Annotated in this window: 27 protein-coding genes and 2 pseudogenes; 11 read left to right on the top strand and 18 right to left on the bottom strand. The window is 70.8% G+C overall.

Annotated elements, in window-relative coordinates; all coding sequences use genetic code 11:
* Positions 1-351: 351 nt before the first annotated feature.
* The 3 genes from ACFYOB_RS00220 to ACFYOB_RS00210 form a co-directional block, all read right to left on the bottom strand.
* Positions 352-540 carry a DUF6381 family protein gene (locus tag ACFYOB_RS00220; protein WP_388552249.1) on the bottom strand — a complete coding sequence of 63 codons (189 nt, stop codon included), beginning with the start codon at positions 538-540 and terminating at the stop codon, positions 352-354.
* A gap of 24 nt (positions 541-564) precedes the next feature.
* Positions 565-1,521, bottom strand: coding sequence for a TIGR03557 family F420-dependent LLM class oxidoreductase (locus ACFYOB_RS00215; protein WP_388552246.1), 957 nt, complete (start codon positions 1,519-1,521; stop codon positions 565-567).
* A 260-nt stretch (positions 1,522-1,781) separates the two neighbouring features.
* Positions 1,782-2,345 carry a hemerythrin domain-containing protein gene (locus ACFYOB_RS00210; RefSeq protein ID WP_388552243.1) on the bottom strand — a complete coding sequence of 188 codons (564 nt, stop codon included), beginning with the start codon at positions 2,343-2,345 and terminating at the stop codon, positions 1,782-1,784.
* 142 nt (positions 2,346-2,487) lie between these two features.
* Here ACFYOB_RS00210 and ACFYOB_RS00205 point away from each other — a divergent pair, with 142 nt between their 5' ends.
* Positions 2,488-3,012 carry a hypothetical protein gene (locus ACFYOB_RS00205; protein ID WP_388552240.1) on the top strand — a complete coding sequence of 175 codons (525 nt, stop codon included), beginning with the start codon at positions 2,488-2,490 and terminating at the stop codon, positions 3,010-3,012.
* A gap of 73 nt (positions 3,013-3,085) precedes the next feature.
* On the opposite strand, the gene ACFYOB_RS00200 is transcribed toward ACFYOB_RS00205, so the two are convergent.
* The 3 genes from ACFYOB_RS00200 to ACFYOB_RS00190 all read right to left on the bottom strand — a co-directional run bounded on the left by ACFYOB_RS00200 (position 3,086) and on the right by ACFYOB_RS00190 (position 5,777).
* On the bottom strand, positions 3,086-3,499 hold the full coding sequence (locus ACFYOB_RS00200; RefSeq protein ID WP_388552237.1) for a CBS domain-containing protein: 414 nt from the start codon (positions 3,497-3,499) through the stop codon (positions 3,086-3,088).
* A 606-nt stretch (positions 3,500-4,105) separates the two neighbouring features.
* A complete protein-coding gene (locus tag ACFYOB_RS00195) occupies positions 4,106-5,317 on the bottom strand; it encodes a PP2C family protein-serine/threonine phosphatase (RefSeq protein ID WP_388552234.1) in 1,212 nt (403 codons plus the stop codon).
* 127 nt (positions 5,318-5,444) lie between these two features.
* On the bottom strand, positions 5,445-5,777 hold the full coding sequence (locus tag ACFYOB_RS00190; RefSeq protein ID WP_388552232.1) for a GYD domain-containing protein: 333 nt from the start codon (positions 5,775-5,777) through the stop codon (positions 5,445-5,447).
* A gap of 413 nt (positions 5,778-6,190) precedes the next feature.
* Between ACFYOB_RS00190 and ACFYOB_RS00185 the strand changes: the two genes are divergently transcribed.
* Together ACFYOB_RS00185 and ACFYOB_RS00180 are read left to right on the top strand one after the other, a co-directional pair.
* Entirely contained in the window at positions 6,191-6,352 is a 162-nt protein-coding gene (locus ACFYOB_RS00185) for a hydrophobic protein (protein ID WP_388552230.1), read from the top strand.
* 227 nt (positions 6,353-6,579) lie between these two features.
* Positions 6,580-6,948, top strand: a complete 369-nt coding sequence (locus ACFYOB_RS00180) for a PRC-barrel domain-containing protein (RefSeq protein WP_388552227.1) — start codon at positions 6,580-6,582, stop codon at positions 6,946-6,948.
* A gap of 118 nt (positions 6,949-7,066) precedes the next feature.
* On the opposite strand, the gene ACFYOB_RS00175 is transcribed toward ACFYOB_RS00180, so the two are convergent.
* Complete coding sequence (locus tag ACFYOB_RS00175; protein WP_388552224.1) at positions 7,067-7,237, bottom strand: hypothetical protein; 171 nt, start codon at positions 7,235-7,237, stop codon at positions 7,067-7,069.
* Positions 7,238-7,348: 111 nt separating this feature from the next.
* Here ACFYOB_RS00175 and ACFYOB_RS00170 point away from each other — a divergent pair.
* Positions 7,349-7,459: pseudogene (locus tag ACFYOB_RS00170) on the top strand (GNAT family N-acetyltransferase); the annotation flags it as partial.
* Positions 7,460-7,558: 99 nt separating this feature from the next.
* On the opposite strand, the gene ACFYOB_RS00165 reads toward ACFYOB_RS00170, so the two are convergent.
* The 5 genes from ACFYOB_RS00165 to ACFYOB_RS00145 form a co-directional block, all read right to left on the bottom strand.
* Positions 7,559-8,011, bottom strand: a complete 453-nt coding sequence (locus ACFYOB_RS00165) for a MarR family winged helix-turn-helix transcriptional regulator (protein ID WP_388552221.1) — start codon at positions 8,009-8,011, stop codon at positions 7,559-7,561.
* A 175-nt stretch (positions 8,012-8,186) separates the two neighbouring features.
* Positions 8,187-8,399 (bottom strand): hypothetical protein, encoded by a 213-nt coding sequence (locus ACFYOB_RS00160; RefSeq protein ID WP_388552218.1) that lies wholly within the window; start codon positions 8,397-8,399, stop codon positions 8,187-8,189.
* Entirely contained in the window at positions 8,396-8,803 is a 408-nt protein-coding gene (locus tag ACFYOB_RS00155) for a hypothetical protein (protein ID WP_388552216.1), read from the bottom strand. The genes ACFYOB_RS00160 and ACFYOB_RS00155 overlap by 4 nt, the downstream gene beginning before the upstream one ends.
* A gap of 155 nt (positions 8,804-8,958) precedes the next feature.
* Positions 8,959-10,404 carry a sensor histidine kinase gene (locus ACFYOB_RS00150; protein WP_388552213.1) on the bottom strand — a complete coding sequence of 482 codons (1,446 nt, stop codon included), beginning with the start codon at positions 10,402-10,404 and terminating at the stop codon, positions 8,959-8,961.
* Entirely contained in the window at positions 10,401-11,111 is a 711-nt protein-coding gene (locus tag ACFYOB_RS00145) for a response regulator transcription factor (protein ID WP_388552211.1), read from the bottom strand. The genes ACFYOB_RS00150 and ACFYOB_RS00145 overlap by 4 nt, the downstream gene beginning before the upstream one ends.
* 236 nt (positions 11,112-11,347) lie before the next feature.
* On the opposite strand from ACFYOB_RS00145, the gene ACFYOB_RS00140 reads away from it, so the two are divergent.
* Together ACFYOB_RS00140 and ACFYOB_RS00135 are read left to right on the top strand one after the other, a co-directional pair.
* Positions 11,348-12,148, top strand: a complete 801-nt coding sequence (locus tag ACFYOB_RS00140; protein WP_388552208.1) for a MerR family transcriptional regulator — start codon at positions 11,348-11,350, stop codon at positions 12,146-12,148.
* Complete coding sequence (locus ACFYOB_RS00135) at positions 12,145-13,359, top strand: glycosyltransferase (protein WP_388552205.1); 1,215 nt, start codon at positions 12,145-12,147, stop codon at positions 13,357-13,359. Before ACFYOB_RS00140 ends, ACFYOB_RS00135 begins: the two co-directional genes overlap by 4 nt.
* 764 nt (positions 13,360-14,123) lie before the next feature.
* On the opposite strand, the gene ACFYOB_RS00130 is transcribed toward ACFYOB_RS00135, so the two are convergent.
* Together ACFYOB_RS00130 and ACFYOB_RS00125 are read right to left on the bottom strand one after the other, a co-directional pair.
* Positions 14,124-14,594, bottom strand: coding sequence for a hypothetical protein (locus ACFYOB_RS00130; RefSeq protein ID WP_388552202.1), 471 nt, complete (start codon positions 14,592-14,594; stop codon positions 14,124-14,126).
* A gap of 310 nt (positions 14,595-14,904) precedes the next feature.
* Positions 14,905-15,282 (bottom strand): annotated as a pseudogene (locus ACFYOB_RS00125) (DUF2809 domain-containing protein); the annotation flags it as partial.
* A gap of 506 nt (positions 15,283-15,788) precedes the next feature.
* Between ACFYOB_RS00125 and ACFYOB_RS00120 the strand changes: the two are divergent.
* The 3 genes from ACFYOB_RS00120 to ACFYOB_RS00110 all read left to right on the top strand — a co-directional run bounded on the left by ACFYOB_RS00120 (position 15,789) and on the right by ACFYOB_RS00110 (position 18,183).
* Entirely contained in the window at positions 15,789-16,343 is a 555-nt protein-coding gene (locus ACFYOB_RS00120; protein WP_388552199.1) for a hypothetical protein, read from the top strand.
* A gap of 111 nt (positions 16,344-16,454) precedes the next feature.
* Positions 16,455-17,279 carry a hypothetical protein gene (locus ACFYOB_RS00115; RefSeq protein ID WP_388552196.1) on the top strand — a complete coding sequence of 275 codons (825 nt, stop codon included), beginning with the start codon at positions 16,455-16,457 and terminating at the stop codon, positions 17,277-17,279.
* A 250-nt stretch (positions 17,280-17,529) separates the two neighbouring features.
* On the top strand, positions 17,530-18,183 hold the full coding sequence (locus ACFYOB_RS00110; RefSeq protein WP_388553950.1) for a DNA alkylation repair protein: 654 nt from the start codon (positions 17,530-17,532) through the stop codon (positions 18,181-18,183).
* A gap of 200 nt (positions 18,184-18,383) precedes the next feature.
* Here the strand turns inward: ACFYOB_RS00110 and ACFYOB_RS00105 are convergent, their stop codons facing one another.
* Both ACFYOB_RS00105 and ACFYOB_RS00100 read right to left on the bottom strand, forming a co-directional pair.
* Positions 18,384-18,626 carry a hypothetical protein gene (locus ACFYOB_RS00105; RefSeq protein WP_388552193.1) on the bottom strand — a complete coding sequence of 81 codons (243 nt, stop codon included), beginning with the start codon at positions 18,624-18,626 and terminating at the stop codon, positions 18,384-18,386.
* A 560-nt stretch (positions 18,627-19,186) separates the two neighbouring features.
* Positions 19,187-19,729, bottom strand: a complete 543-nt coding sequence (locus ACFYOB_RS00100) for a GNAT family N-acetyltransferase (RefSeq protein WP_388552190.1) — start codon at positions 19,727-19,729, stop codon at positions 19,187-19,189.
* A 317-nt stretch (positions 19,730-20,046) separates the two neighbouring features.
* Here ACFYOB_RS00100 and ACFYOB_RS00095 point away from each other — a divergent pair, with 317 nt between their 5' ends.
* Both ACFYOB_RS00095 and ACFYOB_RS00090 read left to right on the top strand, forming a co-directional pair.
* A complete protein-coding gene (locus tag ACFYOB_RS00095) occupies positions 20,047-21,207 on the top strand; it encodes an alpha/beta hydrolase (RefSeq protein WP_388552186.1) in 1,161 nt (386 codons plus the stop codon).
* Between the two features lie 260 nt (positions 21,208-21,467).
* On the top strand, positions 21,468-22,535 hold the full coding sequence (locus ACFYOB_RS00090; protein WP_388552183.1) for a serine hydrolase domain-containing protein: 1,068 nt from the start codon (positions 21,468-21,470) through the stop codon (positions 22,533-22,535).
* A 77-nt stretch (positions 22,536-22,612) separates the two neighbouring features.
* Here the strand turns inward: ACFYOB_RS00090 and ACFYOB_RS00085 are convergent, their stop codons facing one another.
* Together ACFYOB_RS00085 and ACFYOB_RS00080 are read right to left on the bottom strand one after the other, a co-directional pair.
* Positions 22,613-23,758, bottom strand: coding sequence for an RNA polymerase sigma factor (locus ACFYOB_RS00085; protein WP_388553948.1), 1,146 nt, complete (start codon positions 23,756-23,758; stop codon positions 22,613-22,615).
* Between the two features lie 8 nt (positions 23,759-23,766).
* A complete protein-coding gene (locus ACFYOB_RS00080) occupies positions 23,767-24,174 on the bottom strand; it encodes a YciI family protein (RefSeq protein WP_388552180.1) in 408 nt (135 codons plus the stop codon).
* Positions 24,175-24,345: the final 171 nt, after the last annotated feature.

The raw sequence follows: 24,345 nt of genomic DNA, 5'->3' as shown, positions 1-24,345 counted from the left end.
ACGAGAGGAGCCAGGACATGGCCGGCAAGGACACGACCACGACGGCTCAATCCGCGCGTTTGAAAGCCTTGCTCGTCACCGACCAGCTGACCGGTGCCGCTGGTAGGCCGCCCTGGAGCACGACCGGAGCGCCACCGGGGCAGGCCCTCCTGGAACAGCCGATGGTCCTCCGAGGCCTCCTACTGCTCGCCGCTGGCGGGCTCGCAGTGTCGGTGTGGCGGGCCAGGAAGCCTGCGCCGGGCACGAAACGGTGATTGTGGATTGTGGGGCCGTCGCTGTGCGGCCGGCGCGCAGTCACGACCACCGGTGCCTTGAGGCGCAGGCCCTGAGGCCAATTACACCTGAGGCCAATTACATGGGGTCCATGGTTCCGCTGCCGGGGCCGTTCTCCTGTTCGCTCTTCTCACGTATGTGCAGGGCCTTCTCCGTGAGCCGCTGCCGCTCCGCAGGGTCGGTTGCCCGCTGTGCAGCCTGTTCCAGCTCTTGAGCCTTGTCGCGCATCTCCTGGGCCCGCATGCTCGGCCCGCTGTCGTCGCTCATGACCACTCCTCGTATGCGGGGCCCTCATCCACTGAGGGCCGGTAGCACCTTCTCGCGGTATCCCGCGAAGAACGCCTCGTCGTCGGGGCCGATCTGCCCGATGTACACCTCCTCGAAGCCCGCGTCCACGTACGCCCGTACGGCTGCCACGTGCTCCTCGGCGTCGTCACCGCAGGGAACGTTCTCGGACACCTGACCGGGGGTGACGAGGGTGCTCGCCTGCTCGAAGTGCGCGGGGGTCGGCAGGATCTGGTTGAGTTCACCGGGCAGCTGTTCCGTGGGCCACAGCCGGTGCGCGGTCTCCACGGCCTTCTGCCGGTCCGCTCCCCAGCACACCTTGAGGCCGCCGATGACGGGCTTGCCTTCGCCGCCCGCGGCCCGGAACGTCTCTATGGCCTCCTCGTCGGGGCCCATGAGGACACATCCGTCCCCGATCCGTCCGGCGAGCTCCGCCGCCTTCGGTCCGAAGGCCGACACGTATACGGGAAGCGGCCCGTGCGGGGTGGTGTAGAGGCGGGCGGTCTCCACCGTGTAGTGGCGCCCGTGGTGGCTGACCTGGCGGCCGGTGAACAGCTCGCGCATCACTTCGACGGCTTCCTCGAGCATCTCGGCGCGTACCGCGAAGGGCGGCCAGCGGTCGCCGAGGACGTGTTCGTTCAGCGCCTCGCCGGTTCCCACGCCCAGGGTGAACCTGCCGTCGAGCAGCCTGCTGGAGGTGGCCGCGGCCTGGGCCGTGACAGCGGGGTGCAGGCGCGTGGTGGGGCAGGTGACCAACGTGGTGACGGGCAGGTCGACCGTCTGTGAGAGGGCTCCGATCATGGACCAGACCAGCGGGCTGTTGCCTTGTGCGTCGTTCCAGGGGTGGAAGTGATCGGAGATCGCCAGGCGGGTGAACCCGGCGTCGGCGGCTCGGCGAGCCTGGTCCAAGAGCTGGCTGGGGGTGAATTCCTCGCATGCCAGGAAGTAACCGAAGGACGTCATGGGTCTCGTGCCTCCAGGGGACGGGAGAACTGGGGCCGCTTTCTGCCGGTGCGATGTTCTTGTCGCGCCCCGGTGTGGTGCCGTCGCTGTCCCGCGCCTACCCACGACGGCCGCGCTCATGGCCCCGCCCGACGGATCCTCACGGCCGGGTCAGCGGCGTCCCCGATCGTCGCCGGCCCGGCCGGGCAGTTAGCAGGGGGCTCGGGCTGCCGTGCTCGGTACCCCTGGCGCGCCACCGGCGCCGGAGGGGCCGGGATCCGTCAGGATTCCTTGCCGCGCCCGCTCATCGCGTCGCGCAGACGGTCGACGAGGCCCACCCCGGGGGCGAGGAGCTTGTTGGCGGGCGGGGTGTCCGGGGCCGAGGGGTGCGGACGGGTCGGAGCCGTCTTCTTCGCGGTTCGGACCTTGTCGCCCAGCTCGCCGAGGACCTCGGCGGTGCATGCGGCACGGAGCCTCGGGAAGAGGTTGCCCTCCTCGTCGGCGACGTGCTCGCGGATCTCCGCCATCAGCTTCGTCATCAGCGCGTCGAAGCGGGGGTCGTCGGCGTCGCAGCCCTCCACATCCTTCATGGTGCGCTCGGCCGCTGCGTGGTCTTCGAGTTCCTTGTCTGCCAGGCTGTCGCCCTCCGGCAGGTACTTCCGTACGGCCGGATACAGGTACGACTCCTCCGCGACGGAGTGACGGACCAGTTCCATGATCGCCTGGTCTGCCTTGACCTTCCTGCGGGCGTCTCCGGCGGGGAGTGCCTCGATCTTGCCGAAGATCTCTTCCACTTCGCGGTGGTCGGTGGTCAGCTCTGCGATGACGTCGCCGCCGTGTCCCATGGTGTCCTCCTCGATTCGTGGTCCGCGTGTCGGTCCCGCTGTGGCCGATGCCACCAGGACAGGACACGCCTTTCCATTCCAATACCGGTCATAGCGCCGTTACGGTGATGTCCCGTCTCCCGTCCCGCCCTGGAGGGCTGCCGTGCCCACGGACATCTCCTTGTCTCCGCTCATCGCGGCCACGGCGCAGTGGCTCACCCGCGCCTACCCTTCCGGTCGCGGTGCTCTGGAGCGCAGCCTCGCCGAAGCGCAGTCCCACCAGGCCGTCACCCTCGCCGCCTGGCTTCGGTACCCGACGGCCCTCGACGTACAGCTGGTCGCGCTGACCGGGCCCGGAGGGTCGGACCGCCTCGACTGGATCGCCGGATCCGACGCGGACCACCCGGAGGTGACCGCGGACTCGCCGGACCACGCGTGGCGCACCTGGGTGGACGAGGTCGTCGCCAGCTGGGCCGCGTGCCTGCTGAGCGCGCCGGCCCTCGCCGTGCAGGCGGCGCTGGCCGTGAACGGGACCGACCACGCGGGTACGGTGCCCGTCGCGTTCCGCCGGCTGACCCAGCCCGGCCCGGACGACCACCGGGCGGCCGCACTGCTCCGGCATCCGGACCTGCTGGCCCCGGTCGCGGAACTCCACCGCCCGCTGCTCCTCGAACGTCTCGAAGTCTGACGGGGGAGCAGGCGAGCGTTCCGGGCACGTCCCGAAAGCCACCGCAGCGGCCTCCCGGGCGGGCCCGGACGGATCAGCTGGACAGGGTCTCCAGCAGGTCGCCGACCTTGGCGTCGGGCAGGGCGCGTGCCACGTCGGCCTGGGTCACCATGCCGATGAGGTCGTGGCCGTCGATGACCGGCAGCCGGCGTACCTTGTGCCGGGCCATCGTGCGCAGGATCTCCGCGGCGTCGTCGTCCGCCCCGATGGTCACGGCCTCGCGCTGGGCGAACTCCCCGGCCTTGCACTGAGCGGGGTCCTTGCCCTCCGCCAGGACCTTCACCACGATGTCGCGGTCGGTGAGCATGCCCTTCAGCCTGTTGTCGGTGCCGCAGATGGGCAGCGCCCCGACACCCAGCCTCTTCATCTTCTCCGCCGCTTCGAGGATGGTCTCCTCGGCGCCGATACACTCGGCGCCTTCCGTCATGATCTCGCGGGCAGTGGTCATCAGATGTGCCTCCCTCGCGTCCCAGAACGTTTCGTCTCCCAGCGCCTGCCCGGTCGCGCGAGGGCCTAACGTCCGGACCGCATCCGCCAGGCCCCGGTGATCTGGAGGAGTCGCCGAGTCGCCGAGCACCGTTCCACGCGCCGATGGCCTTGCCGTGGCGGTCGGCCGTCCCGGGCGCCGTCGGTGTCGCATCCCTGCGCGGGCGCGCCGACGACCATGAGTGCGTCGTACTCGACGGACCGCGCCTTGGCGAAGGCCCGCTGGACGGCGACCGGGTGCGATGACCAGTGGCCGCATCCCCGCGTCCAGCACGGCCTGGCGCGCGCTCCGTACGTCTTCCACCTCGGCGGTGGCGTTGGTGACGATGCCGACCACGCGGCCGTCCGTCTGCCACGACCTCCCCAGCTGGGAAAGGGCCGGGCTGGGATCGAGCGGATGATCGGGGTCGTACGGCCGCGCCGCCTGAGCCCTGGTGAGGTAGGCACCGCTCCGGGCAGCGGGGCGCCTGGTCGGTCCCGGTGGCTTGGGCCCGTCGGGCTGGCCGTCCCCGGTCGCTCACGGCCCGGCTGATGCCGACCCGTTCCCGCCGGGAAGCCGCGGGGGCGGTCAGGGCGTGGGGTGCCATTCCGCCAAGAGGATGGTCGCGTCGTCGCGCAGGCGGTGGTCCTGGTGGATGATCAGGTTCTGGATGAGGCGGCGTAGTGCTTCGGGGGCATTGTCGCCCGTGGCGGTGGAGCGGATGACCGTGTCGGCCAGGCGCTGCTCTCCGAAGAGGTCCCCATCGGGGGAGCGGGCTTCGGTGATGCCGTCGCTGTAGATCAGGACACGGTCGCCGGGCTGGAGCCGGATGTGGTGCTCGGCCGGCGGGTGGGGTGTGTGGAACCCGTAACCGAGGGGGAGGCGGGCGGCTCGTTCGAGGGCGCCGGGCAGGACGTGGCCGTCGCGGATGAGGAGCGGTGGCGGGTGGCCGCAGTTGATCCAGGTGAAGTCCCCGTGGAGGGTGTCGAGTTCGGCGATGACCGCGGTCATGAGCCGCTCAGGGATCCACTTCGCCAGGGTGCGGTCGATGGTGCTGGCGATCTCGCGGAGGGTGCCGCCGGAGCGTCGGGTGGAGCGGCAGGCGGCCAGGCCGACGGCGCTCGCTCCTCCGGAGGCGAGGTCGTGACCCATCGCGTCCAGCAGCGTCAGGTGCAGGACGCCGTCTATGAAACTGTGGTCGAAGGCATCACCACCGATGTCATAGGCCGGCTCCGTCACAGCGGCCGACGTCGCCCGGTCGGTGCCGATGGTCCGCGGCGGCAGGAACCCCCACAGCAATTCGGCCTGCAGGCTCATCGGCCGCCCCCGCTCGCCTTGGATGAGCAGTTCGTGGTGCGAGGACTTGGATACCACCAGCAGCGTGGCCAGACTGGCCAGCGCCCGGCCCCCCTCCAGCAGACTGGCGTCCAGCCTAGAGCCGGTGGTCTGCATGACCCCGATCCGCTCGACGCCGTCAACCATCGGAAACCAGACGGTGTCCTCGCCACGCGACTGCTGGACGTGCTGAGTCCGGTAGGCCAGGCCGGCCAGGGACCCGTCGACGTCGAGACCGTCCTGCTCCTCCACCGTGAGGTCGGACTGGGGCAGCGGCGCCAGCCGCCGTTGCTGGATGTCCGTCAGATACAGGCGGGTCCGCGTGATGCCGAGCCGGCGGGCGGCCTGACCGATCAGATCGGCCAACTCCACCGCGGACGCTCCGTGGGACCGCTCGAGCAGCCACGCCAGAACAGGCCCCAGCCCCTCCGGCGCCGACGCGCCGGCCGCCTCGTCCGCCGTCACCGCCGGCCCGCTCCCGCACCCTCACGTTCCACCGCGCGCACCTCGATCCTCACCCACCGCCTTGATGCGCCCATCCTCGTTGCCCCGCGCCTGCGGATTACGGTCCGACACGGTTGACCAGCGCGCCTCACCGCTGTGTGCCGGGAGCCCGGTACTGGACTTGTTGGGCTGTGCGCAGTGCATCCAGCGTTTCGTCGATGCTCAGGAGAACCGTCGTCTCGAACGAGCTGAGCGCACCGCCTTGACTGATGGCCAGAGCAACCGCGGCCATGGAGACGTTGTCCGGAGCCTCCCACAGGTTGTAGCCGTCGTGGGTGCCGAAGGCGTACCAGAAGCCGTGCAGCTTCCCACCGACGGACTCGATGTACGACTGCGCGGCCTTTGCGCGGTCCTCGGGGTGGTTGATCAGCCTGGCCCAAGTCTCCGGCGTGTAGCTGAATCGCGACAGATAGAGCGGCATCGTGTCTCTCCCTCGTTTCATCAAGCGATGCCCGCGCTGTGTGGGAAAACCGCCGGGGTGGATCACGGGTCCCCCGAACGGCCGCGGACGATCACCGCGGGGGGCTACCAGGAGATCACCCCGCCCACCCCTTCTCGGCACTGCCCGCTCACGGCCGTGCCGTGCCGTGCGACACGACAGCGGGACCGCGACTGGGCGCATCTCTTCGCCCGGCGTGAGGCGATGGCGTGGACGGGGAGCGCACGCTGCGCCGGTCGGCCAGGTCTCGACCCGCGCCTTTTCTGTAGTGTCCATGATTTCCGCCTAATCGCAGGTGCGGTCCGCATTCCGCCCTTTCGGATCGCTGTGGACCGGACGGGCGCAGGTGTGTGCGGGAGCTATTGGGGCACACGTCTGTTCGGAGGTTGATAACTATGGTTCCCCTGCTTCTTGTTCTGCTGCTGGTCCTGGTTCTTTTCGGTGCGGGTTTCGCGCTGAAGATTCTCTGGTGGGCCGCGATCGCCGTTCTGGTGATCTGGCTGCTCGGTTTCGTCGCTCGCCCGAAGAGCGGCAGCGGCCGCTGGTACCGCTGGTAGCAGCGGTCTTCGCCTTGGTGCGGGGCGGAGGAGTTGGTGGCCTGCCCGGTGCCGGGCGGGCCACCGCCACGTTTCCCTCTGCACGGTTCCGGAGCACGTGCATGAGGAGCCGACGGCGGGGCAGGCGGAGTTGAGGCGGAACACGAAGACCGCCGGGCACGATACGGAAAAAGGAAGGTCGGCGGGAAATCCTGTCGCCCTCTGATTACCGGAGGAGTTGTTTTCGCGTGACTGAGCATGTGTGGAGTTACAAGTCGACCTCGGGCCACCTGGCCGGTACCGACCTGACCGGCTACAAGGTCGAGGCGGTCGACGGGAGCATCGGCAAGGTCGACAAGCACTCCGATGAGGTCGGTGACGCCTACCTGGTCGTGGACACCGGGGTGTGGATCTTCGGCAAGGAGGTCCTCCTGCCCGCGAGCACGGTGATCCGGATCGAACCGAACGACGAGAAGATCTACGTCGACCGGACCAAGGAACAGATCAAGAACGCCCCCGAGTTCCATCGCGACAAGCACCTCGGCGACGCCGGGTACCGCGAGGAACTGGGTACGTACTACGGCCCGGACGTTCCCTTCGGCGGCCGCCCCGCCTGATCAGCAGGCAGGAAGCAAGTGCGGGGCCCGAACTCGACGAGTTCGGGCCCCACACTCGCGTCCACCCTGCCCGTGCGGGCCACCCGGGACGACGGCACAGGCCGGGGCCCTGTCCGGGTCAGGCGCGCCACCAGAAGCCGGGCACGGTTGCCATCGCCGCCATCACAAGCGCTCCGGCGCCGCCCATGACGGCCGCGGACGCGGGCCTGCGGCGCGGGTCGGCAAAAGCGGCCAGCCACATCAGGGGCACCGAGAGGAAGAAGACGCCCAGGCCGTCCAGGGCTCCCATGTACGACCACATCATCAGCGCACACGGCAAGCCCGAACTGCCACCGGTGAACCCGGTCCCGGGCCCCCGTCCCGGATGCCACCGCGAGCGTCTCCGCCAGCACCTCTGCCGCTGGGTGGCCGCCTCGTGCACTCGGCGAAGCAGCGTCGTCAGGCCGGGTTGGCGCTGCGGACGTTCCAGGTCAACGAGTCGGCACGGCGCTTCTACGAGCGGCACGGTTTCGGCGCGCTGGGCAGCAAGAAATCTGAGGCTGCTCACATCGCCTGGACGAGTGGTCGTCCGTCCCATCCGTGGCCTGCCGGTCGACCCTCGCAGCGGGGCTTACCCGGAGGGGGTCTGCCCGTCGGCTTCGTGGTGGCGCAGCTGTTCCATGAGGCGGTGCAGAAGGTCGCGGGTCTGGGCGATGTCGTCGCCGTGGATGCCGACGGTCAGGGCGCGATGGGTTTCGGTGGCGCGGGCGGTGATCTTCTTCAGGACGCGGTGCCCGCTGGGGCTGAGTGCCAGGAGTGGGGAGCCGCGGTGCTCGGGGTTGGGCTCGAAGGCGGCCAGGTTCTCGCGGACGAGATCGTTGGCGACGCGCTGCACCCCCTGGCGTGAGATGCCCAGGCGGCGGGCCGCCTGGGCGACGGTCAGGGACTCCTCTGAGACCACGCTCAGTAGCTGCCAGCGGGCCTGAGTCTGCCCCTCGGTCGCGGCGATCGCCTCCCCTGACCTGCGCAGCAGTCCCGCCGCCTCGAACACGTCAGCCACCAGCAAGGCCATCTCGTCCGGCATGCGACCCATCCCCTCCCAACCGACAATGTGATGTCAGTCCGTGAACCTGTTGTCAGTATATGAGGCTGGTTCCGTATGGGCGCGCCACCGGCCCGGGCCTCCTCGTGGGCGGCGGACGCGCACGAGGCGACGGCCCGCCCCGGGGGACCGGGCGGGCCGTCGAGACAGAGGGCGGTCAGTTGTTCTGCGAGGCGTCCGCGTCCGCCTGCGAGGCCGCGCTCTCGGCGGCGTCCAGCTTCGCCTGCATCTCCTCGGCCTGGCTGTCTGCGCCCGCGGACTGCTCCGCCTTGGGGTGGGCGTCGGCGCCGCCCCCACAGCCGGTCAGCAGCAGGACCGCTGCCGCGGCCAGGGCGGCGAGCGCGGTGGCGCCGCGGCGGGTGGAGATCACTTGGACCCCTGCGCGGCGCACCAGGTGGAGACGGCCTTCAGGTCCGTCTGGCGCTGCTGGAGGGTCGGCACCAGGCTCTTGCGGAAGGCCAGGCGGCCGTTGAGGTAGGTGTGGATCTCGGTGTGGCCGGCGCTCTTGGCTTCGGCGACGCGCTGCTCGAGCCGGGCGACCGATCCCGCGACGGTGGCGTCGCCGTTCAGCCGGGTGAGAGCGGCGCTGATCCGGGCCTCGGTCTTCGGCAGGCGCTTGCAGATCGCCTTCGCCCCGTCGCCCTTCGGCGCGGACTTGGCCGACGCGGCGGGGGCCGGCGAAGCGCCGTCGGCCTGCGCGGGGCCGGCGGACAGCAGTGCGCCGGCCAGGGCGACGGCGCCGATCGCAGCGGCGGTCCTGCGGTTGCGGAACATGGTGGTATCCCTTTCGGTGCGACGGGCCGGTGCAACGGCGTGCCGGCCGGACAGGACGCTAGGGAGCGTTTTTGTGGATTCCTTGTGACCGTGCGACCTGCCGCACTCCGCCCTGCCGCACGGCCGCCGATTCCGATCCCGGCCCCGGGCCCCGCTCAGTCGCCCCGGGAGATCCAGTCGCGCCGTGCGGGCAGGCGCAGCGTCGGCTCGTCCGCCGAGGCCAGCGGCAGGCGCACCTCGAAACGCGCACCCGCCCCGCCGGGGGCGTCGCCGAGGGTGACCGTGCCCCGGTGCAGTGCGGCCTGCTGGGCCACCAGCGTGAGCCCGAGGCCGGAGCCCGGGCTGCCGGCCCGGTGGTGGAACCGCCGGAAGACGGCCTCGCGTTCGGCGGGCGGCACGCCGGGCCCCTCGTCGTCCACGGTGAGCACCGCGAAAGCGCCCTGCGTGCGCAGCCGGACCGCGATCCGAGGCGGCACTCCCGGCCGGTGACCGTGCACCACCGCATTGCGCAGCAGATTGGCGAGCATGATCTTCAGCCCGGAGTCCCAGCCGAACACCCGCAGTTCCGTCGGCAGCTCCACGTCCAGTTCCGCCTCCCCGTGCCGGCGCGCCGCCTCCCCGACGGCCGCGTCCACCAGCTCGCAGAGGTCGAGCGGCGCGAACGCGGACACCTCCACCAGGTCACCGAGCCCGAGCATCCGCAGCGCCGTCAGCAGTTCCAGCAGCCGGGCGTGGTCGCTTCGCAGGTCCCGCACCACCTCGGCCCTTTCAGCGGGGGAGAGGTCGGGGTGGGCGGCGAGGACGTCCAGGTCGGTCTGCATGCTCATCAGCGGCGTACGCAGCTCGTGCGAGGCGGCGGAGGAGAAGGAGCGGGCGGTGTCCAGCGCCTGCGCGGTCCGGGCGGCCTGCTCGTCGTAGCGGGCGAGGAGCTGGCCGATCGCCGCGGACAGTTCGTCCACCTCGGCGATGTTCACCGGCGTGCCGACGAAGGCCGCGGCCCCGGCTGCCGGGTCGAGTTCGGCGGCCCGGCGGCTCAGCCGCCGCACGGAGGCGGTGGCGCGCCCCGCCAGCCCGTACGCGAGGAGCCCGGAGACCGGGGCGGCCAGCAGGGCAACCAGCAGCACCCGGCGCCGCACGGCGGCGAGCTGCGGGTCGGTGGCCGAGGCCGGGGTGTAGATCCACAGGTTCCCGGGCGCGGGGCCGCTCACGGACACGCTCAGCACCCGCCAGGCATGGCCCTTGACGTGGACCGTGACCGGGCCGTCCGGGGTCCGTTCGGGCAGCTGCGCCGCCTCGGCCGGCTGCGGCCCTCCCTGCAGGACGGTCGCCCCGTCCGCACTCTGCACACGGATCCCGGCGTCGAGGACGTCGCCCAGCACCTTGCGGTGCTGGTTCTGCTCCGCTTTCGCCCGGCCGTTGCGGTCGGCGGTGAGCAGGGCCCGTACGTCGGGCAGGACGGCCGAGGCCCGGTCGTTCAGCCGTACGTCCTGCTGCTGGCGCAGGTCGCGGCCGACGAGCCCGAGCACCAGCAGCCCCGCGGCGACCACCAGCAAGGGCGTGACCACGGTGACCGAGAGCGCGATCCGGGTGGCGAGCTTCACGATCCGCTCCCGTCGGGCACGCGCAGCACGAAGCCCACCCCGCGCACCGTGTGGATCAGCCGGGGGCGTCCGCCCTCCTCCAGCTTGCGGCGCAGGTAGCTGACGAAGGTGTCGACCGCATCGGTGCGCACCTCGAAGTCGTATCCCCACACCCGGTCCAGCAGCTGGTCCCGGGTCAGGACGATGCCCGCGTTGCGCACCAGCGTGGCCAGCAGTTCGAACTCCCGCCGGGTGAGGTGGACCTCCGTCCCGCCGTGGCGCACCTGGCGGGTCGCCTGATCCATCTCCAGCGGTCCGGCGCGCAGTACGTCCTGTGCGCTGCGCGCCGGGCTGCGCCGCAGCAGGGCGTGCAGGCGCAGCACCAGTTCCTCCAGGGCGAAGGGTTTGACGAGGTAGTCGTCGGCGCCGGCCTGGAGCCCGGCGACCCGATCGGCCACTTCGTCCAGGGCCGACAGCATCAGGACGGGGGTCTCGTCCCCGCGATCCCGCAGGATCCGGCACACCTCCGTACCTGTCAGTCCCGGCATGGACACGTCCAGGACGAGAAGGTCGGGTATTCGTGCGGCGAGCGCGGCGAGGGCGCCGGGTCCGTCCTCGGCGAGGACCACGGTGAAACCGCTCAGCCGCAGCCCGCGCTCCAGCGAGCGCCGGATGGCGGCGTCGTCGTCCGCCACCAGCACCACTGCCGTGGTCGTGCTGCCTCCCACACTGCCCTCCTCGTGGCCCCGGTCCCGGCCGGCCGCCCTGAACCGGGCCCGACCCTCTCACAACGGCCAGCCCGGCCGGATGCCGGGCCCTGGCGGCTACCTCCCGCAGGACGCTCTGCGGTCCTGCCGGCGCCCCACCACGACCTCTCCCCAGAGGTGCACGATGCGTGTGTTGACCCTCCCCTTACGTCAGGCCACAGGATGTGGCTTGCCGGACGAAAGGCAGGAACGGGAACATGGGGTATTCCGTAGGACAAGTGGCCGCGTACGCCGGGGTGACCGTACGCACGTTGCACCACTACGACAAGGTGGGGCTGCTCTCACCCAGCGGCCGCAGCCACGCGGGCTACCGCTTCTATGACGAGGCGGACCTGACCCGTCTGCAACAGGTCCTCTTCTACCGGGAACTGGGCTTTCCCCTCGACGAGATCGCCGCGATACTCCAGGATCCCAACGCGAACGCTCTGGAGCACCTGCGAGCACGACAGCAGCAGTTGAGCCAGGAGATCGTCAGGCTGCAGCAGCTGGCCGACGTCGCGGAGCGGGCGATCGAGGTGCAGCAGACCGGGGTGTCGCTCACTCCCGAGGAGCGCTTCGAGGTCTTCGGCGAGGTCACCTTCGATCTCAGTTACGCGACCGAAGCACAGGTCAAGTGGCGGCACTCGGCAGCGCACCAGGAGGCCATGGGGCGCGCGGACGCCTACAGCAAGGAGGACTGGCGGCAGCTCATGCGCGAGGCGGCGGTCTGGCGTGCCGAGCTACTGGCTGCCTTCGACGACGGAGAGCCGGCCGACGGCGAACGGCTGATGGACCTCGCCGAGGAACACCGCCGGCACCTCACACGCTGGTTCACCGACTGCCCGCCCGCCATGCACCAGCGCATCGCGGACGACTTCGTCGCCGATCGCCGGGCCTTCGCTCTCGTCGTACCGCCGTCCCAGCAACGCCCGGGCCTTGCCGCCCACCTGTGCGCGGCGATCCACGCCAACGCGGCTCGCCCCATCACCCTCCGTACCGACTCCGGGGAAGAACGATGAGAATTCTGCTGGCTGCGGCCGGGTCGCGCGGAGACGTCGCGCCGTACACCGGCCTGGGCGCGGAGCTGCGCCGCGCGGGCTACGACGTCGCCCTGGCCACCACGGAGGCGTTCGCGCCGCTCGTCCGCGCCGCCGGGCTGGAATTCCGGAGGCTCCACGGCGACACCCGGGCCCACCGCGAGGTCGGCGGCAGGCGGGAGCTGATGCGTGCCGCTGCCGCGTTCGTCACCGAGATGGGCCAAGGGTTCGCCGAAGTCGTGGACGACGGACCGGACCTGCTGCTGCTGTCGGCCACCACCGCCCCGCTCGGCTGGCACCTGGCCGAGGCCGCGGGCATCCCGAGCCTGGGCGTGTACCTCCAGCCCACCGAACCCACCGGCGACTTCCCGCCCACGGTCACGGCAGGGCGCTCGCTGGGCCGCATCGGCAACCGCGCGGCAGGGCGCTTCGCCCTGGCCATGACCGACCGGGTGTACGAGGGGGCGGTCGAGGGGCTGCGCCGCCGACTCCGGCTGCCCCCGCTCTCCGCCTCCGCTACGCGCAGACGACAGGAACGGGCGAACTGGCCCGTCCTGTACGGCTTCAGCACGGCACTGGTTCCCCGCCCGTCCGACTGGCGTCCGGGACTGGAGGTCGTGGGCACGTGGTGGCCCCACCAGGGCGCTGACGAGCACCTTCCGGCCCAGGTGGAGGGCTTCCTGCGGGCTGGTCCCCGCCCCGTCTTCGTCGGCTTCGGGAGCATGGCGGCCGGCGACGCGGAGCGCGTCAGCGGCATCGCCGTACAGGCCCTGCGGCGTGCCGGCCTGCGCGGCATCCTCCAGGCCGGCAACCTCGGCCTCGCGGCCGAGGGGGACGACGTCCTCACCGTCGGAGACGTCCCGCACAGCCTGCTCTTCCCGCGGCTGGCCGCGGTGGTCCACCATGCGGGCGCCGGTACCGCTGCGGCCGCGCTGCGCGCCGGGGTTCCCGCGGTCCCCGTGCCGGTGGCCGCGGACCAGCCCTTCTGGGCCGCGCGGCTCGCAGCGGCCGGAGCCGCGGCGGATCCGATCCCGTTCCGTTCTCTGACAGCCGAACGGCTCGCCGACGCGCTGGTCCGTGTCACCCAGCAGCAGTCGTACGCCCGCGCCGCCGAGTCGATCTCGCGGCGGATGGCGGCCGACGACGGGACCGGCCGGGTCCTGACGACCATCCGGCGGATGACCTCGGGTTGAGGGGGTACCGCGACCCAGGTTGGTGAAGGCGCTGAAGCCGGCGCCGTCATCGACGGCGGCCAGCCGGGTGCGCAGGGCGTGTTCCCGCAGGGCCGCGGCGACGACATCACTGACTGCGCCGAGCGCGGTCTGGATCTTGAGCTGGTCGGCGTCAGCCATCGCACCGCAAGGTCGGAGTCCCTTGTCGGGCAGGTGAAGGACGCTCCAGTCCTTCAGGTGCACGATCATCTGGCGGAGCTGGCATCGAAGAAGAGAACCGGCTCCCCGGGCAGGGCGACCGCCGTGTTCCGTGAGGTCGTCGCCCAGCCGGGTATCGCGGAGGCCTTCGACCGTGAGCTCAGCGGCTGCCGACGTCTGCGGGCACGAACCGGGCGGCCGGACCTCGGAGCTGCGCATCGACATCCGGTGGCTCCTGGACCGCCAGGAGGAACTGTTCGGCAAAGAGCTGGAAGTCGGACTACTCGGGCCTGGTCGCCGTGGTCGCCGTGGTCGCCCCCCCCACCGCGTCAACACCCCGGCGCCGGTGACCGACGACCTCGATGCCTACTGGCGGGCAGCAAGGACGTCGACACGGCGTTCGAGCCGTGGCCCGACCTGATCACCGACGTCCGCGCCCTGCGCCTGACCGTCTATGACGTGGCCGGCCCGGCTGCGCTCGATGCGTCCGGGTTCCTGATCGGGGCCGTGGGCCGCAGGCCGCCGACGGATCTTGCCCTGCTGCGGTGAGTAGGCGGTCGGGTGAGCGTCATGCCTTCGCGGCCGGGTCACCAGCTGGATCCCAGTGGTGGAGATGATGTCAGGGCGAGTGCGGCGATCCGCATCCTTGCTGCCCACGTCCGCTGGTCGAACCCCAACGTGTACTCGATGCAGCACTCGCATTGCGGGATCAGCGACACGAACGCTCGCTCCTCGTCGGTTTCGACCTCCGTCTCCCACCAGTTGCCCGCTGCCAGTTCGGCGAGAGCGATTTCCCCGTCAACGAACTTCGCCGCCAGCCGGCGCAGAGCGTGGCGCCGCGCCAGGACGGGATCGGGCAACTCGATTCCCGACTCGCAGAGAGCTTCCTCGAAGGCATCGTGGATATCGCGGGCATCAGCGTTGCGCGGCAGACCGGCGAGCTCGCACAGCATCGGGGTGTCCGGCCCGGCGGCGAGCGCCTCAGCGGCGATCATCGGCAGGTCTTCCGGATAGATCTCGTCCGCCTGATAGCGCCAGGCCGCCTCACGCAGGGACATGCCGCCGCCCTGCCTCGGGGCTTCCCGTTCCCGTGTCGTTCCTGCTTCTCCCATGTCCCGTACGATGCCAGCCCCCTTCGCAGTGAAGATGCCCAGGGCGCGGCCCCGCTCGCAAGCTGAATGCGCCTCGCAGGGCGGGTGTGATGTCAGGTCAGCTGAGGTTCTGGTGCTGCTCGTCGTGCGGTGCGCCGGCCGGACCGGCTGTGCCTCGCCGGAGGGCCGAGGTGGCACTCGGCGTACGGTGCCCGGCCGCGCGTCGGGTGGAGGATCCGCTTCCTCGGCCATGTCGGGTCGTGACTGTGGCCTGGATGAGCCATCCGGCGGCCGCGCCGACTGCGTACCAGAACAGGTCGGGTGGGTTGAAGGTGGAACCGAGCACGAGGCGGGCGACGGTACTGCGCCGGGAGAGCTCCGCCGGGACTCCGCTGACCTGGAAGAACTCGATCACCCAGCTGATGGTCAGTGCACTTGCGGCGGCTCTCAGGGGTGTCACCCGTGGCGCGGCGACAACGACAAGAGCGAGGATCAGGGCGGTGTACAGCGCGTCTCCGCCGTACTTGGCCACGCTCCCCGCCGTCACGGCCCTGAGGCCCAGCCCCACGCCGACGATCACCACTGCGGCACCCGCTGCCGCCAGACGGGTCCGTACCGGGTCGTCGGCGGCGGCACGGTCACAGCTTCCGGGTATGAGGGCCACGGGGTCATACTGCCGGACGCCCGATGCTCGGCCCGCGCATGTCTGCCGATTCCGGGGGTGGCGTCGCCTCACACACAGCCGGCCGCGACACGGAGCCGTTCCGCCATGAAGCAGGCAAGCAGGCAAGCAGGCAGACAGGCAGCAGGCCTTGGCACCCTGCCCGGTTGTGGCCGTCCCGGAAAGTCCGGTTTCAACCCGAAACGCCTAAGGGGTGGATGGCGCGGTCGCAGTCCATCTGCAGTGGGGCGTATGGCCCCGGGATTGTTCCGACGGCCTAGGTGTGGCGCCATGTCGTTGACACTTGCCGAACGGCGTGCGAAAAAGAGCTGCAGGGCGTGTTCGGCCACTGTCGCCTCGTCTGAGGTGCGGTTCTCCTCGTGACCGGCCGTCCAATGCCTGCCCGCGCCGGCGCTTGGCCGCGTGAAATTCACTGTCGCCACACGTGAGACTGTCGAACAGTAGGCACAACACCGTATACGCGAACGGACAACTCTCCTTTGACCACGATTCCCGGATCCCGTGTTCCGGGGCGGACCTGGACGGTCCGTCTGACCGGCCACGGCGACCACACCGTCTCCGTCACATGCAGCACCGAGGCGTGCCGCATGCCGCCCCGGTCCAAGGACACGGCCGCCATGCGGCGGTTCGCAGCCGAGCACGCCCGCGCGCACGCCCGGCTCGCCACTGTCCGCCCCCACGCCGCGTGCGCCTGCCGGGCAGCCGAGTGCGGATTCCACGAGGACACCAGGGCCTCCTGCACCGGTACTCCGCTGCTGGTCCTCATCCACAACCCGGCCATCGGGCAGGTCTGGACCCTCGCCGAGATCTGCCAGGCCTGCGCACCTCTCATCTCCCACACTGCAGTCCTCGGTCGCGCCCAGCGGCCGTCGGCTTCTCGTACCGCTGAGGCATCGGGCCCCGCTACGCCGGTCCCCGCCTCACCGGTTCCGGCGCGTGCGGCCGTGGCGGGCGGCTTTTCGTCCCCCGAGGCCGCGCCCGAAGCCGTATCCCGGCGCCGCCCGCACCGCGGCGGCCCCAGGCGTGCCCGCTGAAAGCCGCCACACGCCCGGACACCTCGGCCCGAACCCCTTTTGACTGACAGAGTAATGAGGCTGTGACCTGCGGCTATTCAGTTGAGCGGCGCTGATCATTAGGGTTCGAGCGTGCCGAACAACCATGAGATACCCGCGGGCCCGAGCGGTCCGGACGATGAGTGGAATGATTTCGTCCGGCGGTTCGAAGCGGAAGAGTCCGGTCTGCAGCCCCCGCCCCGGGCCCGGCGGGTCTGGCCGCTGAACCTGGGGCTGGCGCTGATGGCGGCGGGCGCCGCCTTCGTCGTGCTGAAGTACACCGGAGCGTCAGCCGACGACGGCACCGCCGCGCCTGCTCCGGCCGCGTCCGCGCCCGCCAGGGCTACTACCTCCGCCGCGCCGTCGATCGCGCCGTCGCGGGGCACGGTGGCCGCGGCCGGCGGCACTCGGCCGATGATGCCGCTCGCCGAACTCTTCCCGGCCGACGTCAAGGGCGCATCCGGCGCCACCTTCACCCGGCTGGGCTCGACCGTGATGGAGTCCTGCACGGAGCCGGACGGGGTCGGACCCCGGCTGGCTGCCATGATCGAGGACAGTGCGGGCTGCGTCGGCGAGCAGATCGCCTTCTACAAGGATGACCGGAACAATCAGTTCAACGTGGCCGTCTTCACGATGAAGGACCCGCAGGACACTCTGAAGCTGGTGACCGAGCTGGCGATGGCCTTCGACGACTACCAGGTCGCTGTGCAGGCCCCGCCTGCCGGATCCGGTCTGCCGCCTCTGCCCGCGGACAGCGGGCTGGTGCAGGCTTTCACGGGCCACGGCCGGGTCATGGTGGTCGCCATGGGCCAGTGGTCCGATGGCCGGACCGCCGACTTCCAGAAGCTCGTGGACCGCATGAAACCGCTCCAGGACGCGGTCTCCCAGAAGGTCGGCGCCCACGAGGGCAAGGGCTGAAGAGACGTTTCGATCGGCAGTGCCGGGCGGCCCGCTGATCGTGGTGTCCGTGCGCTGGATCGCAGCCGCTTCGGAGCAGGCGGCTTGGCCGGGTGATGAGTTGGAGCCCGCACAACCATGAGCGAGTGGACATCGCGCCTGGATCCCGCCGAACCGGCGTGTACGGCAGGAGGCTGACGTCCGTCGTAGGCTGAATCCCGCACGTGATGGACAGGAGGCTGAGGTGGCCGGGACGACGGTGGCCGAGGTGATGGCCGAGCTCGCCGAACTCGAGGACCCGAAGGCACGCGAGGTGAACGAGAAGCACGGTGACGATCACGGTGTGAACCTCGGCAAGCTGCGTGCCCTCGCGAAGCGGCTGAAGACGCAGCAGGAGCTCGCGTGCCGGCTCTGGGAGACGGATGACACCGCGGCGAGACTCCTGGCGCTCCTGATCTGCCGCCCCAAGGCGTTCGAGCGTGACGAGTTGGACTCCATGGTGCGCGAGGCACGCACACCCAAGGTGCACGACTGGCTCGTGAACTACGTGGTGAAGAAGAGCCCGCACTCCGAAGAGCTGCGCGTGGCCTGGTCCGCGGATCCGGATCCGGTGGTCGCCAGTGCCGGCTGGGCACTGACCACCGAACGCGTGACGAAGAAGCCCGAGGGCCTCGACCTCGCGGGGCTGCTCGATGTCATCGAGGCGGAGATGAAAGACGCCCCGGACCGCCTGCAGTGGGCGATGAACCACTGCCTGGCTCAGATCGGTATCGAGCACGCCGAGTACCGTGCCCGTGCGATCGACATCGGTGAGCGCCTGGAGGTGCTCAAGGACTACCCGACTTCCCCGGGCTGCACGTCTCCCTACGCGCCCGTCTGGATCACCGAGATGGTGCGCCGACAGCACGACGAGACGGTGGCTTGACTGGCGGCTGCTCGTTGTCTCGGGCATGGGAGTGGCCGAGCGGCCGGTGCCGGACGAGTCGTGGGGCTGTTTCAGCGCGCGGCACCCGAGGCGCGTGCGTGCGAGGGGTGTCGGTCGGCGTCGCTGCGATGACCGGGCGATGCTCGCGGAGATCGTGTCCATGGCCACCCGGAGCTGCACGAGCCAAGCTGCGGGTGGCGTCAGCGCAATGCGGCGAGTTCGTTGACGTAGTGGGTTGGAGTGCCCATGAAGAGTTCGGTCTGCGCCGGGCCGTGGGCGATGTTGAAGGTGTCGAGGCGGTAGGTCCACGCATCGCCGTGTGAGCCCGCGAAGCGGTGGTTCACCTGCCAACGCAGCCATTCGCCGCAGGCGAGCCGGACTGCTGGTGGACGCCGCCATCTGCGCGGCATACCGAATGGCGTCAGGGCCAGTTGGATCCGCACCAGGCCGTCTTCCTCCTGGAGCAGTACGGAGGTGCCTGCAACGGAGTCGGGCAGGACATCGTGGGTTTCGAACCGAGGCCTGAACCCGTCAGCTTCGTGCAGCAGGACCTCGTGTACGAACGGCGGTGAGATGGGCGGCAGGGGGAAAGCGATGGGGGCCGCGTTGCGCGGGAGGCTTCAATCCCTCCACGGGACTGTTTGGTCCAAGACGTGCGAACCCACTGCATCACTGTTTCTACGATGCTGATCCTCCGGCACCACGCGGACCTGCCGCCACTCCCTTTCCGCTGGTTCAGGCGGGCGGCTCCTGCCGTGACGAGCCTCGCCGGGCGAGTACGTCGCGGAGGTCGAGACTCTCGCTGTCGGCCTGTTCCAGATCCTTATCTGCCGGAACTTGGTCACACGAGCTGGCTGATCGCGTAATACCGGCAGGTCAGTGAGACCTGCCGGGTCACTTCCTCGGGCGGTCCTGGACGACGCCTGCGGATCCGTTACGGCGGCCGCCAGGGTCACGACGGCGGCGCCGCGTGTACGGACTTCAGATGGTCACTCGCCCGTCGTCAAAGCGGAGCCAGGATCATCAGGACTTCGTCGCGATCGTCTCCGGGGGCGAGACGAAGGGCACCCGGCCAGCGGCCGATTTCCTGCCAGCCGAGGCGGCTGTAGAAGTCCTCCAGCCCAACGCCGCCCCGCGCGGCCAAGCGGAGTTGCTCCAGCCCCATCTCGTCTCGGGCGATCTCACGAACGTGATTCATGAGAGCAGCCCCGATGCCCCGGCCGCGCAGGCCGGTCCGCGTTTGGACGTGGTGGAGCGTTCCCCAGTGCGTGATGAGCTCGAAGGGGTCACGCCGAACATTCAGCCACCCGACGAGGTGGCCGTCGATCGACGCGACCACCAGACGACTCGTCTCAGGAGCAAGGGCCGAGACGAGCGAGTCGACCGCAGGGGCGGCCTGGCTCGCGTCGATGGGAGGGAAGGGGAATCCCGCTGCCCCGCCGGCGTTGGTGATCTCGATCCAGCATTCGATGAGTGCCTGCCTCAGCTCCGGAGTGACGTGACCTGGGGCTGTGACCTGTCGTAGGTCGATGGTTCCGAGGTTCATGCGGAAGATCGTTGCACCCGACACTGACAGTGCCGGGCGGGCCTGTTCTCGGCGGGGCCGGCCATGCCGGCGCGATAAGAGCGCCATTCGTCGCGGGCGCCTCTTCCGGAGCGACTTGTTCGCGTGTCCGACCGCACGGCGTGACGAACCGTCCGCGCTGCTGGACGAGCTCCTCTGCGGAGACTTGCACGAGTGCCTCGGGACCCTCCTCGTGTTGCCGTTGCACCCCATCCGTGGTACCACAGTTGGGGTACCACGGATGGGGTACCACCGTCGCGGGCGTGGTCCGTGGCGGCTGTGATGCGGAGGGGGAGCCCGTGCCTGTCGGCTACCTGTGGACCGTGGTGTTCGTTGCCGCGGGCACGCTGTTTGCCCTCGCCCCGGTGCGCCGACCACGGCCGCTTGCCGGCCTGAGCTTCCGCATCGGCCTGGTGATCGGCGAGCTGCCGTTCGTCGCCCTGACCTGGCTCCTGCTCTGGACGGCGGTGGCCTTAGCTCAGGGAGACATCGACACGCCCGGCAGCTGGGCGGCCGTCGCGCTGGCTGCGATCACCGCAGCAGGGCTCGTACTGGTCGTCCGGCGCGGGCTGCGCGGCCGGACTGAGGTCGAGCGGGCCTTGGCCGAGGGCTTGGGCATCGACTGGCGGGCTGCGATCGCCTCCGACGTGACTGTCGGGCTGCGCGGTCGCAGGCCGCTGGCCCGCATCCTGTTCCGGCCGTTCGCCTTCCGCCCCCGCGGCGTGGTTCGGGTGGCGGACCTGCGGTACGGTGCCGGCGGCCGGCGCCACCGGCTGGACGTCTACCACCACCGCGTGCGGCCTGCGGGCGCCCCCGTCCTGGTCCACCTGCACGGCGGCAGCTACCGCGGGGGCCGCAAGAGCAGCCAGTCCCTGCCGCTGCTGCACCGGCTCGCGAGCCGCGGCTGGGTGTGCGTCAGCGCCAACTACCGCCTACGGCCGGAAGTCCGGCACCCCGAGCACCTGATCGACGCCAAGCGCGTGATCGCCTGGGTTCGCGAGCACGGCCATGCTTACGGAGCCGACCCCTCGACACTGTTCATGGCGGGCAGCTCGGCCGGTGGTCATCTGGCGGCGCTGGCCGCCCTCACCCCCGGCGACCCGTCTCTCCAACCGGGCTTCGAGACCGCCGACACTTCGGTCACCGCGGTGATCGGACTGAACGGCTACTACGGCCCCTACTACGGCCAGGGACCGGAGTCCTCGCCTTCGGCGCACATCACCGCGGACGCGCCGCCCTTCCTCTTGGTGCACGGCGATCGGGACACCATGGTGCACGTCGACATCGCCCGACGCTTCGCCGCCGACCTGCGGGAGGTCTCCGTCGGCACCGTGGTGTACGCGGAACTCCCGGGCGCCCAGCACGCCTTCGACCTCTTCCACTCGCTGCGCTTCGAGGCGGTCGTGGACGGGGTCGAGGCCTTCGCGGGCTGGGTGATCTCACGCGAGTGGGCGCCCTGACCCCCGGCGACCCGGGCCCCTCGGCTGCGCGTACCGGTCACAGCCGCGCGGGTCGGCGGAGGAGATGTCGGGGCGAGGCAGGGTCTTGTCGGCCGTCAGGGCATCGAACACGAGCCGCCCGCTCAAGAGCCACCGGCGGACCGGTTCATGCCCGCCGAAGGGCGGAACCTGCCACCCGCCCTCCCTGTTCCGCCGCGCCGTTCGAATGCGCAGGGTGGGGCGGTAGTTAGCGTGGGCGCTCTACCGGAAGCGGGGCCCGCATGGATCTTCAGAAGGCGGTCGACGCGCTCGTCGCGTCCGGCGCAGAGAGCGGGCTCCAGGTCGCCGCGTACCTGCACGGCGAGCCGCTCGCCGAGGCGTACGCGGGCGTGCCCGGGCCCGGGACGCTGATCCACAGCTTCTCCACCGGCAAGGGCTGCACGGCGACCCTGGTGCACATGCTCGCGGAGCGCGGACTGATCGACTACGAGGCTCCGGTCGCGCGGTACTGGCCGGAGTTCGGGGCGCACGGAAAGAGGGGGATCACCGTCCGGCACGCCCTGACCCACACCGCCGGGATCCCTCAGCTCCCGCGCTCGCTCACCGTTACCGAGCTGTGCGACTGGGACACCATGTGCGGGATCGTTGCCGGGGCGCGGCCTCTGTGGGAGCCGGGCTCCGGCAGTGGCTACCACGGCTGGACGTTCGGGTGGATCCTCGGGGAGACCATCCGCCGCGTCACAGGCCTGACTCCCGGGCAAGCCCTGCGCCAGTTCATCGCCGAGCCCCTCGGGATCGCCGACGAGGTGTACTTCGGCCTGCCGGAGTCCGAACTGCCCCGCGTCGCACCGCTGGTGGAGGGCGACTGGGAGGCGTACCTGGCCAGCCTCCCGCTGGGCGCGCCCTTCACTCGGCTCGTGGCGCCGAACCGGGGAGTGTGGACCACCGCCGCCCTCGCCAACCGCCCCGCCTACCTGCGGGCCGACCTCCCCGCCTGCGGGACCATGACCGCCCGCGCCGCCGCACGCATGTACGCGGCGCTGTTGGGCGAGGTCGACGGGGTCCGGTTGCTGTCGCCGGAGCGGCTGGCGCAAGCCGCGGCGATCGTGGTGGAAGGCAAGGACCGGATGCTGGTCAGGCACCACATGAAGGGGCTCGGCTACTTCCTGGGCATGCCGGCGATGGCCGGCGTGCCGACCGCCTTCGGCCACCACGGCAGCGGCGGCAGCATCGCCTTCGCCGACCGTGAGCGCGGCCTGTCCTTCGCCCTCACCCGCACCCGGCTGGTCGACCCCGCGAACGCCACGGCCACACTCCTGGCCGACGAGCTTCGCGCGGCCGTCGGCTGAGGGCCGTCCTGAGCCCGAGCGCCGCGGCGAGCAGCAGGGGGTCTGGGGGCCTGGGGGAGAAGTCCAAGCGGGACCCGTCAGGGACGCCGGCGGGCGTTGAGGCGGGCGGCCTGGCGCGTCAGGTGGTCACGCTCGGCGAGGTTGGGTGCCTTTTGGGCAGCCTCCGCGTACAGCCGTGCCGCCGTCGCCAGGTCACCGTCGCGTTCGTGGAGGTATGCGGCCACCGCGGCGTGGCGGGGCAGTGAGTCGTCCAGCTCCGCGAGCGCCGCCAGGCCGGCGCGCGGTCCGTCGGCCTCGCCGACGGCCACCGCGCGGTTGAGCCGGACGACCGGGCTGTCGGTCAGGCGCGCGAGCTCGTCGTACCACTCGACGATCTGCACCCAGTCGGTGTCCTCGGCGGTGGGCGCGTCGGCGTGGAGGGCCGCGATGGCGGCCTGGGCCTGGAACTCGCCCAGCCGGTCGCGGGCGAGGGCCGCCCGCAGGATCTCGACACCCTCGGTGATCGACTCGGTGTCCCACCGGGTGCGGTCCTGCTCGGCGAGCGGTACCAGGCTGCCGTCGGGCGCGATCCGGGTGGCGCGCCGGGCGTTGTGGAGCAGCATGAGGGCTAGCAGCCCCGACACCTCGGGGTGGTCGATGGCGGCCGCGAGCTGCCGCGTGAGCCGGATGGCCTCGGCAGCGAGGTCGACGTCGCCGGAGTAGCCCTCGTTGAAGACCAGGTAGAGGACGCGCAGCACGGTGGCGACGTCGCCGGGCTGGTCGAACCGGATGCCGGAGACGGTGCGCTTGGCCCGACTGATGCGCTGCGCCATGGTCGCCTCGGGCACCAGGTATGCCTGGGCGATCTGGCGGGTGGTCAGCCCGCCGACGGCGCGCAGCGTGAGTGCGACCGCGGACGACGGTGTCAGCGACGGGTGGGCGCACAGGAAGTAGAGCTGGAGCGTGTCGTCCACCGCGGGCGCGGGCCCGGGCGTCGGCTCCTCGTCGACGAGGTCCTCACGCCGGCGGCGGGCGGCGTCAGCACGGGTCGCGTCGAGGAACCGGCGCCAGGCCATGGTGACCAGCCAGCCCTTCGGGTCCCGCGGCTGGTCGGCCGGCCAGACACGGACCGCTTCGACCAGTGCGTCCTGCACGGCGTCCTCGGCCGCCGCGAAGTCGGCTCCGCGGCGGACGAGGATCCCGAGCACGCTCGGCGTGAGGCTCCGGAGCAGGGCCTCGTTCATCGGAGGGGTCACTCCGTGATGGTGGGCGGCGCGGCGAGGAAGGGCCGCAACTCTAGCCACTCGTGGATCGGCTTCCCGCCCGCCCCGGGGGCGGCGGACAGCTCCCCGGCAAGCTCGACGGCGCGTTCGTAGCTGTCGACGTCGATCACCATCCAGCCGGCGATGAGGTCCTTCGTCTCGGCGAACGGGCCGTCGGTGACCGGCGGGCGCCCCTCACCGTCGTACCGGACGAACGTCCCTTCGGGGGCGAGCGCCTGACCGTCGACGAACTCGCCGGTCCCTTCGAGCCGGGTCGCGAAGTCGCGCATGTACTGCATGTGCGCCGAGATCTCCTCCGGCGTCCACTTCTCCATCGGCACGTCGTTGACCGGAGCCGGGGCGCCGCGGTAGTGCTTGAGCAGCAAGTACTTGGCCATGGTGTTTCTCCTCGGTGCTGGTGCGACCCATCTTGGTCGCGTTCACTGCTGGGACGGAGCCAGCCACGGGTTCTCGACATCTTCGGCCGAATCTTTTTCGGCCCTCGTAGACGATCCTGGGTGAGCCGTCTCGCGGGCCGGGGCATCCGCCCGGATGTCCCTTCGGGGGAG

This window comes from Streptomyces sp. NPDC006463 (assembly GCF_042870715.1).
GTDB lineage: Bacteria > Actinomycetota > Actinomycetes > Streptomycetales > Streptomycetaceae > Streptomyces.
This window is presented reverse-complemented; position numbering and strand designations above follow the sequence as displayed.

What these genes read in the sequence shown, in the direction of transcription:
- ACFYOB_RS00080 (WP_388552180.1), bottom strand. Translation starts at nt 24,174, where the DNA reads ATGGCCAAGTACTTGCTGCTCAAGCACTACCGCGGCGCCCCGGCTCCG.
- ACFYOB_RS00140 (WP_388552208.1), top strand. Translation starts at nt 11,348, where the DNA reads ATGGGGTATTCCGTAGGACAAGTGGCCGCGTACGCCGGGGTGACCGTA.
- ACFYOB_RS00190 (WP_388552232.1), bottom strand. Translation starts at nt 5,777, where the DNA reads ATGCCGCTCTATCTGTCGCGATTCAGCTACACGCCGGAGACTTGGGCC.
- ACFYOB_RS00110 (WP_388553950.1), top strand. Translation starts at nt 17,530, where the DNA reads ATGGCCGAGCTCGCCGAACTCGAGGACCCGAAGGCACGCGAGGTGAAC.
- ACFYOB_RS00130 (WP_388552202.1), bottom strand. Translation starts at nt 14,594, where the DNA reads ATGTCCCTGCGTGAGGCGGCCTGGCGCTATCAGGCGGACGAGATCTAT.
- ACFYOB_RS00100 (WP_388552190.1), bottom strand. Translation starts at nt 19,729, where the DNA reads ATGAACCTCGGAACCATCGACCTACGACAGGTCACAGCCCCAGGTCAC.
- ACFYOB_RS00155 (WP_388552216.1), bottom strand. Translation starts at nt 8,803, where the DNA reads ATGTTCCGCAACCGCAGGACCGCCGCTGCGATCGGCGCCGTCGCCCTG.
- ACFYOB_RS00210 (WP_388552243.1), bottom strand. Translation starts at nt 2,345, where the DNA reads ATGGGACACGGCGGCGACGTCATCGCAGAGCTGACCACCGACCACCGC.
- ACFYOB_RS00085 (WP_388553948.1), bottom strand. Translation starts at nt 23,758, where the DNA reads ATGAACGAGGCCCTGCTCCGGAGCCTCACGCCGAGCGTGCTCGGGATC.
- ACFYOB_RS00215 (WP_388552246.1), bottom strand. Translation starts at nt 1,521, where the DNA reads ATGACGTCCTTCGGTTACTTCCTGGCATGCGAGGAATTCACCCCCAGC.
- ACFYOB_RS00135 (WP_388552205.1), top strand. Translation starts at nt 12,145, where the DNA reads ATGAGAATTCTGCTGGCTGCGGCCGGGTCGCGCGGAGACGTCGCGCCG.
- ACFYOB_RS00200 (WP_388552237.1), bottom strand. Translation starts at nt 3,499, where the DNA reads ATGACCACTGCCCGCGAGATCATGACGGAAGGCGCCGAGTGTATCGGC.
- ACFYOB_RS00175 (WP_388552224.1), bottom strand. Translation starts at nt 7,237, where the DNA reads ATGGGAGCCCTGGACGGCCTGGGCGTCTTCTTCCTCTCGGTGCCCCTG.
- ACFYOB_RS00090 (WP_388552183.1), top strand. Translation starts at nt 21,468, where the DNA reads ATGGATCTTCAGAAGGCGGTCGACGCGCTCGTCGCGTCCGGCGCAGAG.
- ACFYOB_RS00220 (WP_388552249.1), bottom strand. Translation starts at nt 540, where the DNA reads ATGAGCGACGACAGCGGGCCGAGCATGCGGGCCCAGGAGATGCGCGAC.
- ACFYOB_RS00165 (WP_388552221.1), bottom strand. Translation starts at nt 8,011, where the DNA reads ATGCCGGACGAGATGGCCTTGCTGGTGGCTGACGTGTTCGAGGCGGCG.
- ACFYOB_RS00185 (WP_388552230.1), top strand. Translation starts at nt 6,191, where the DNA reads ATGGTTCCCCTGCTTCTTGTTCTGCTGCTGGTCCTGGTTCTTTTCGGT.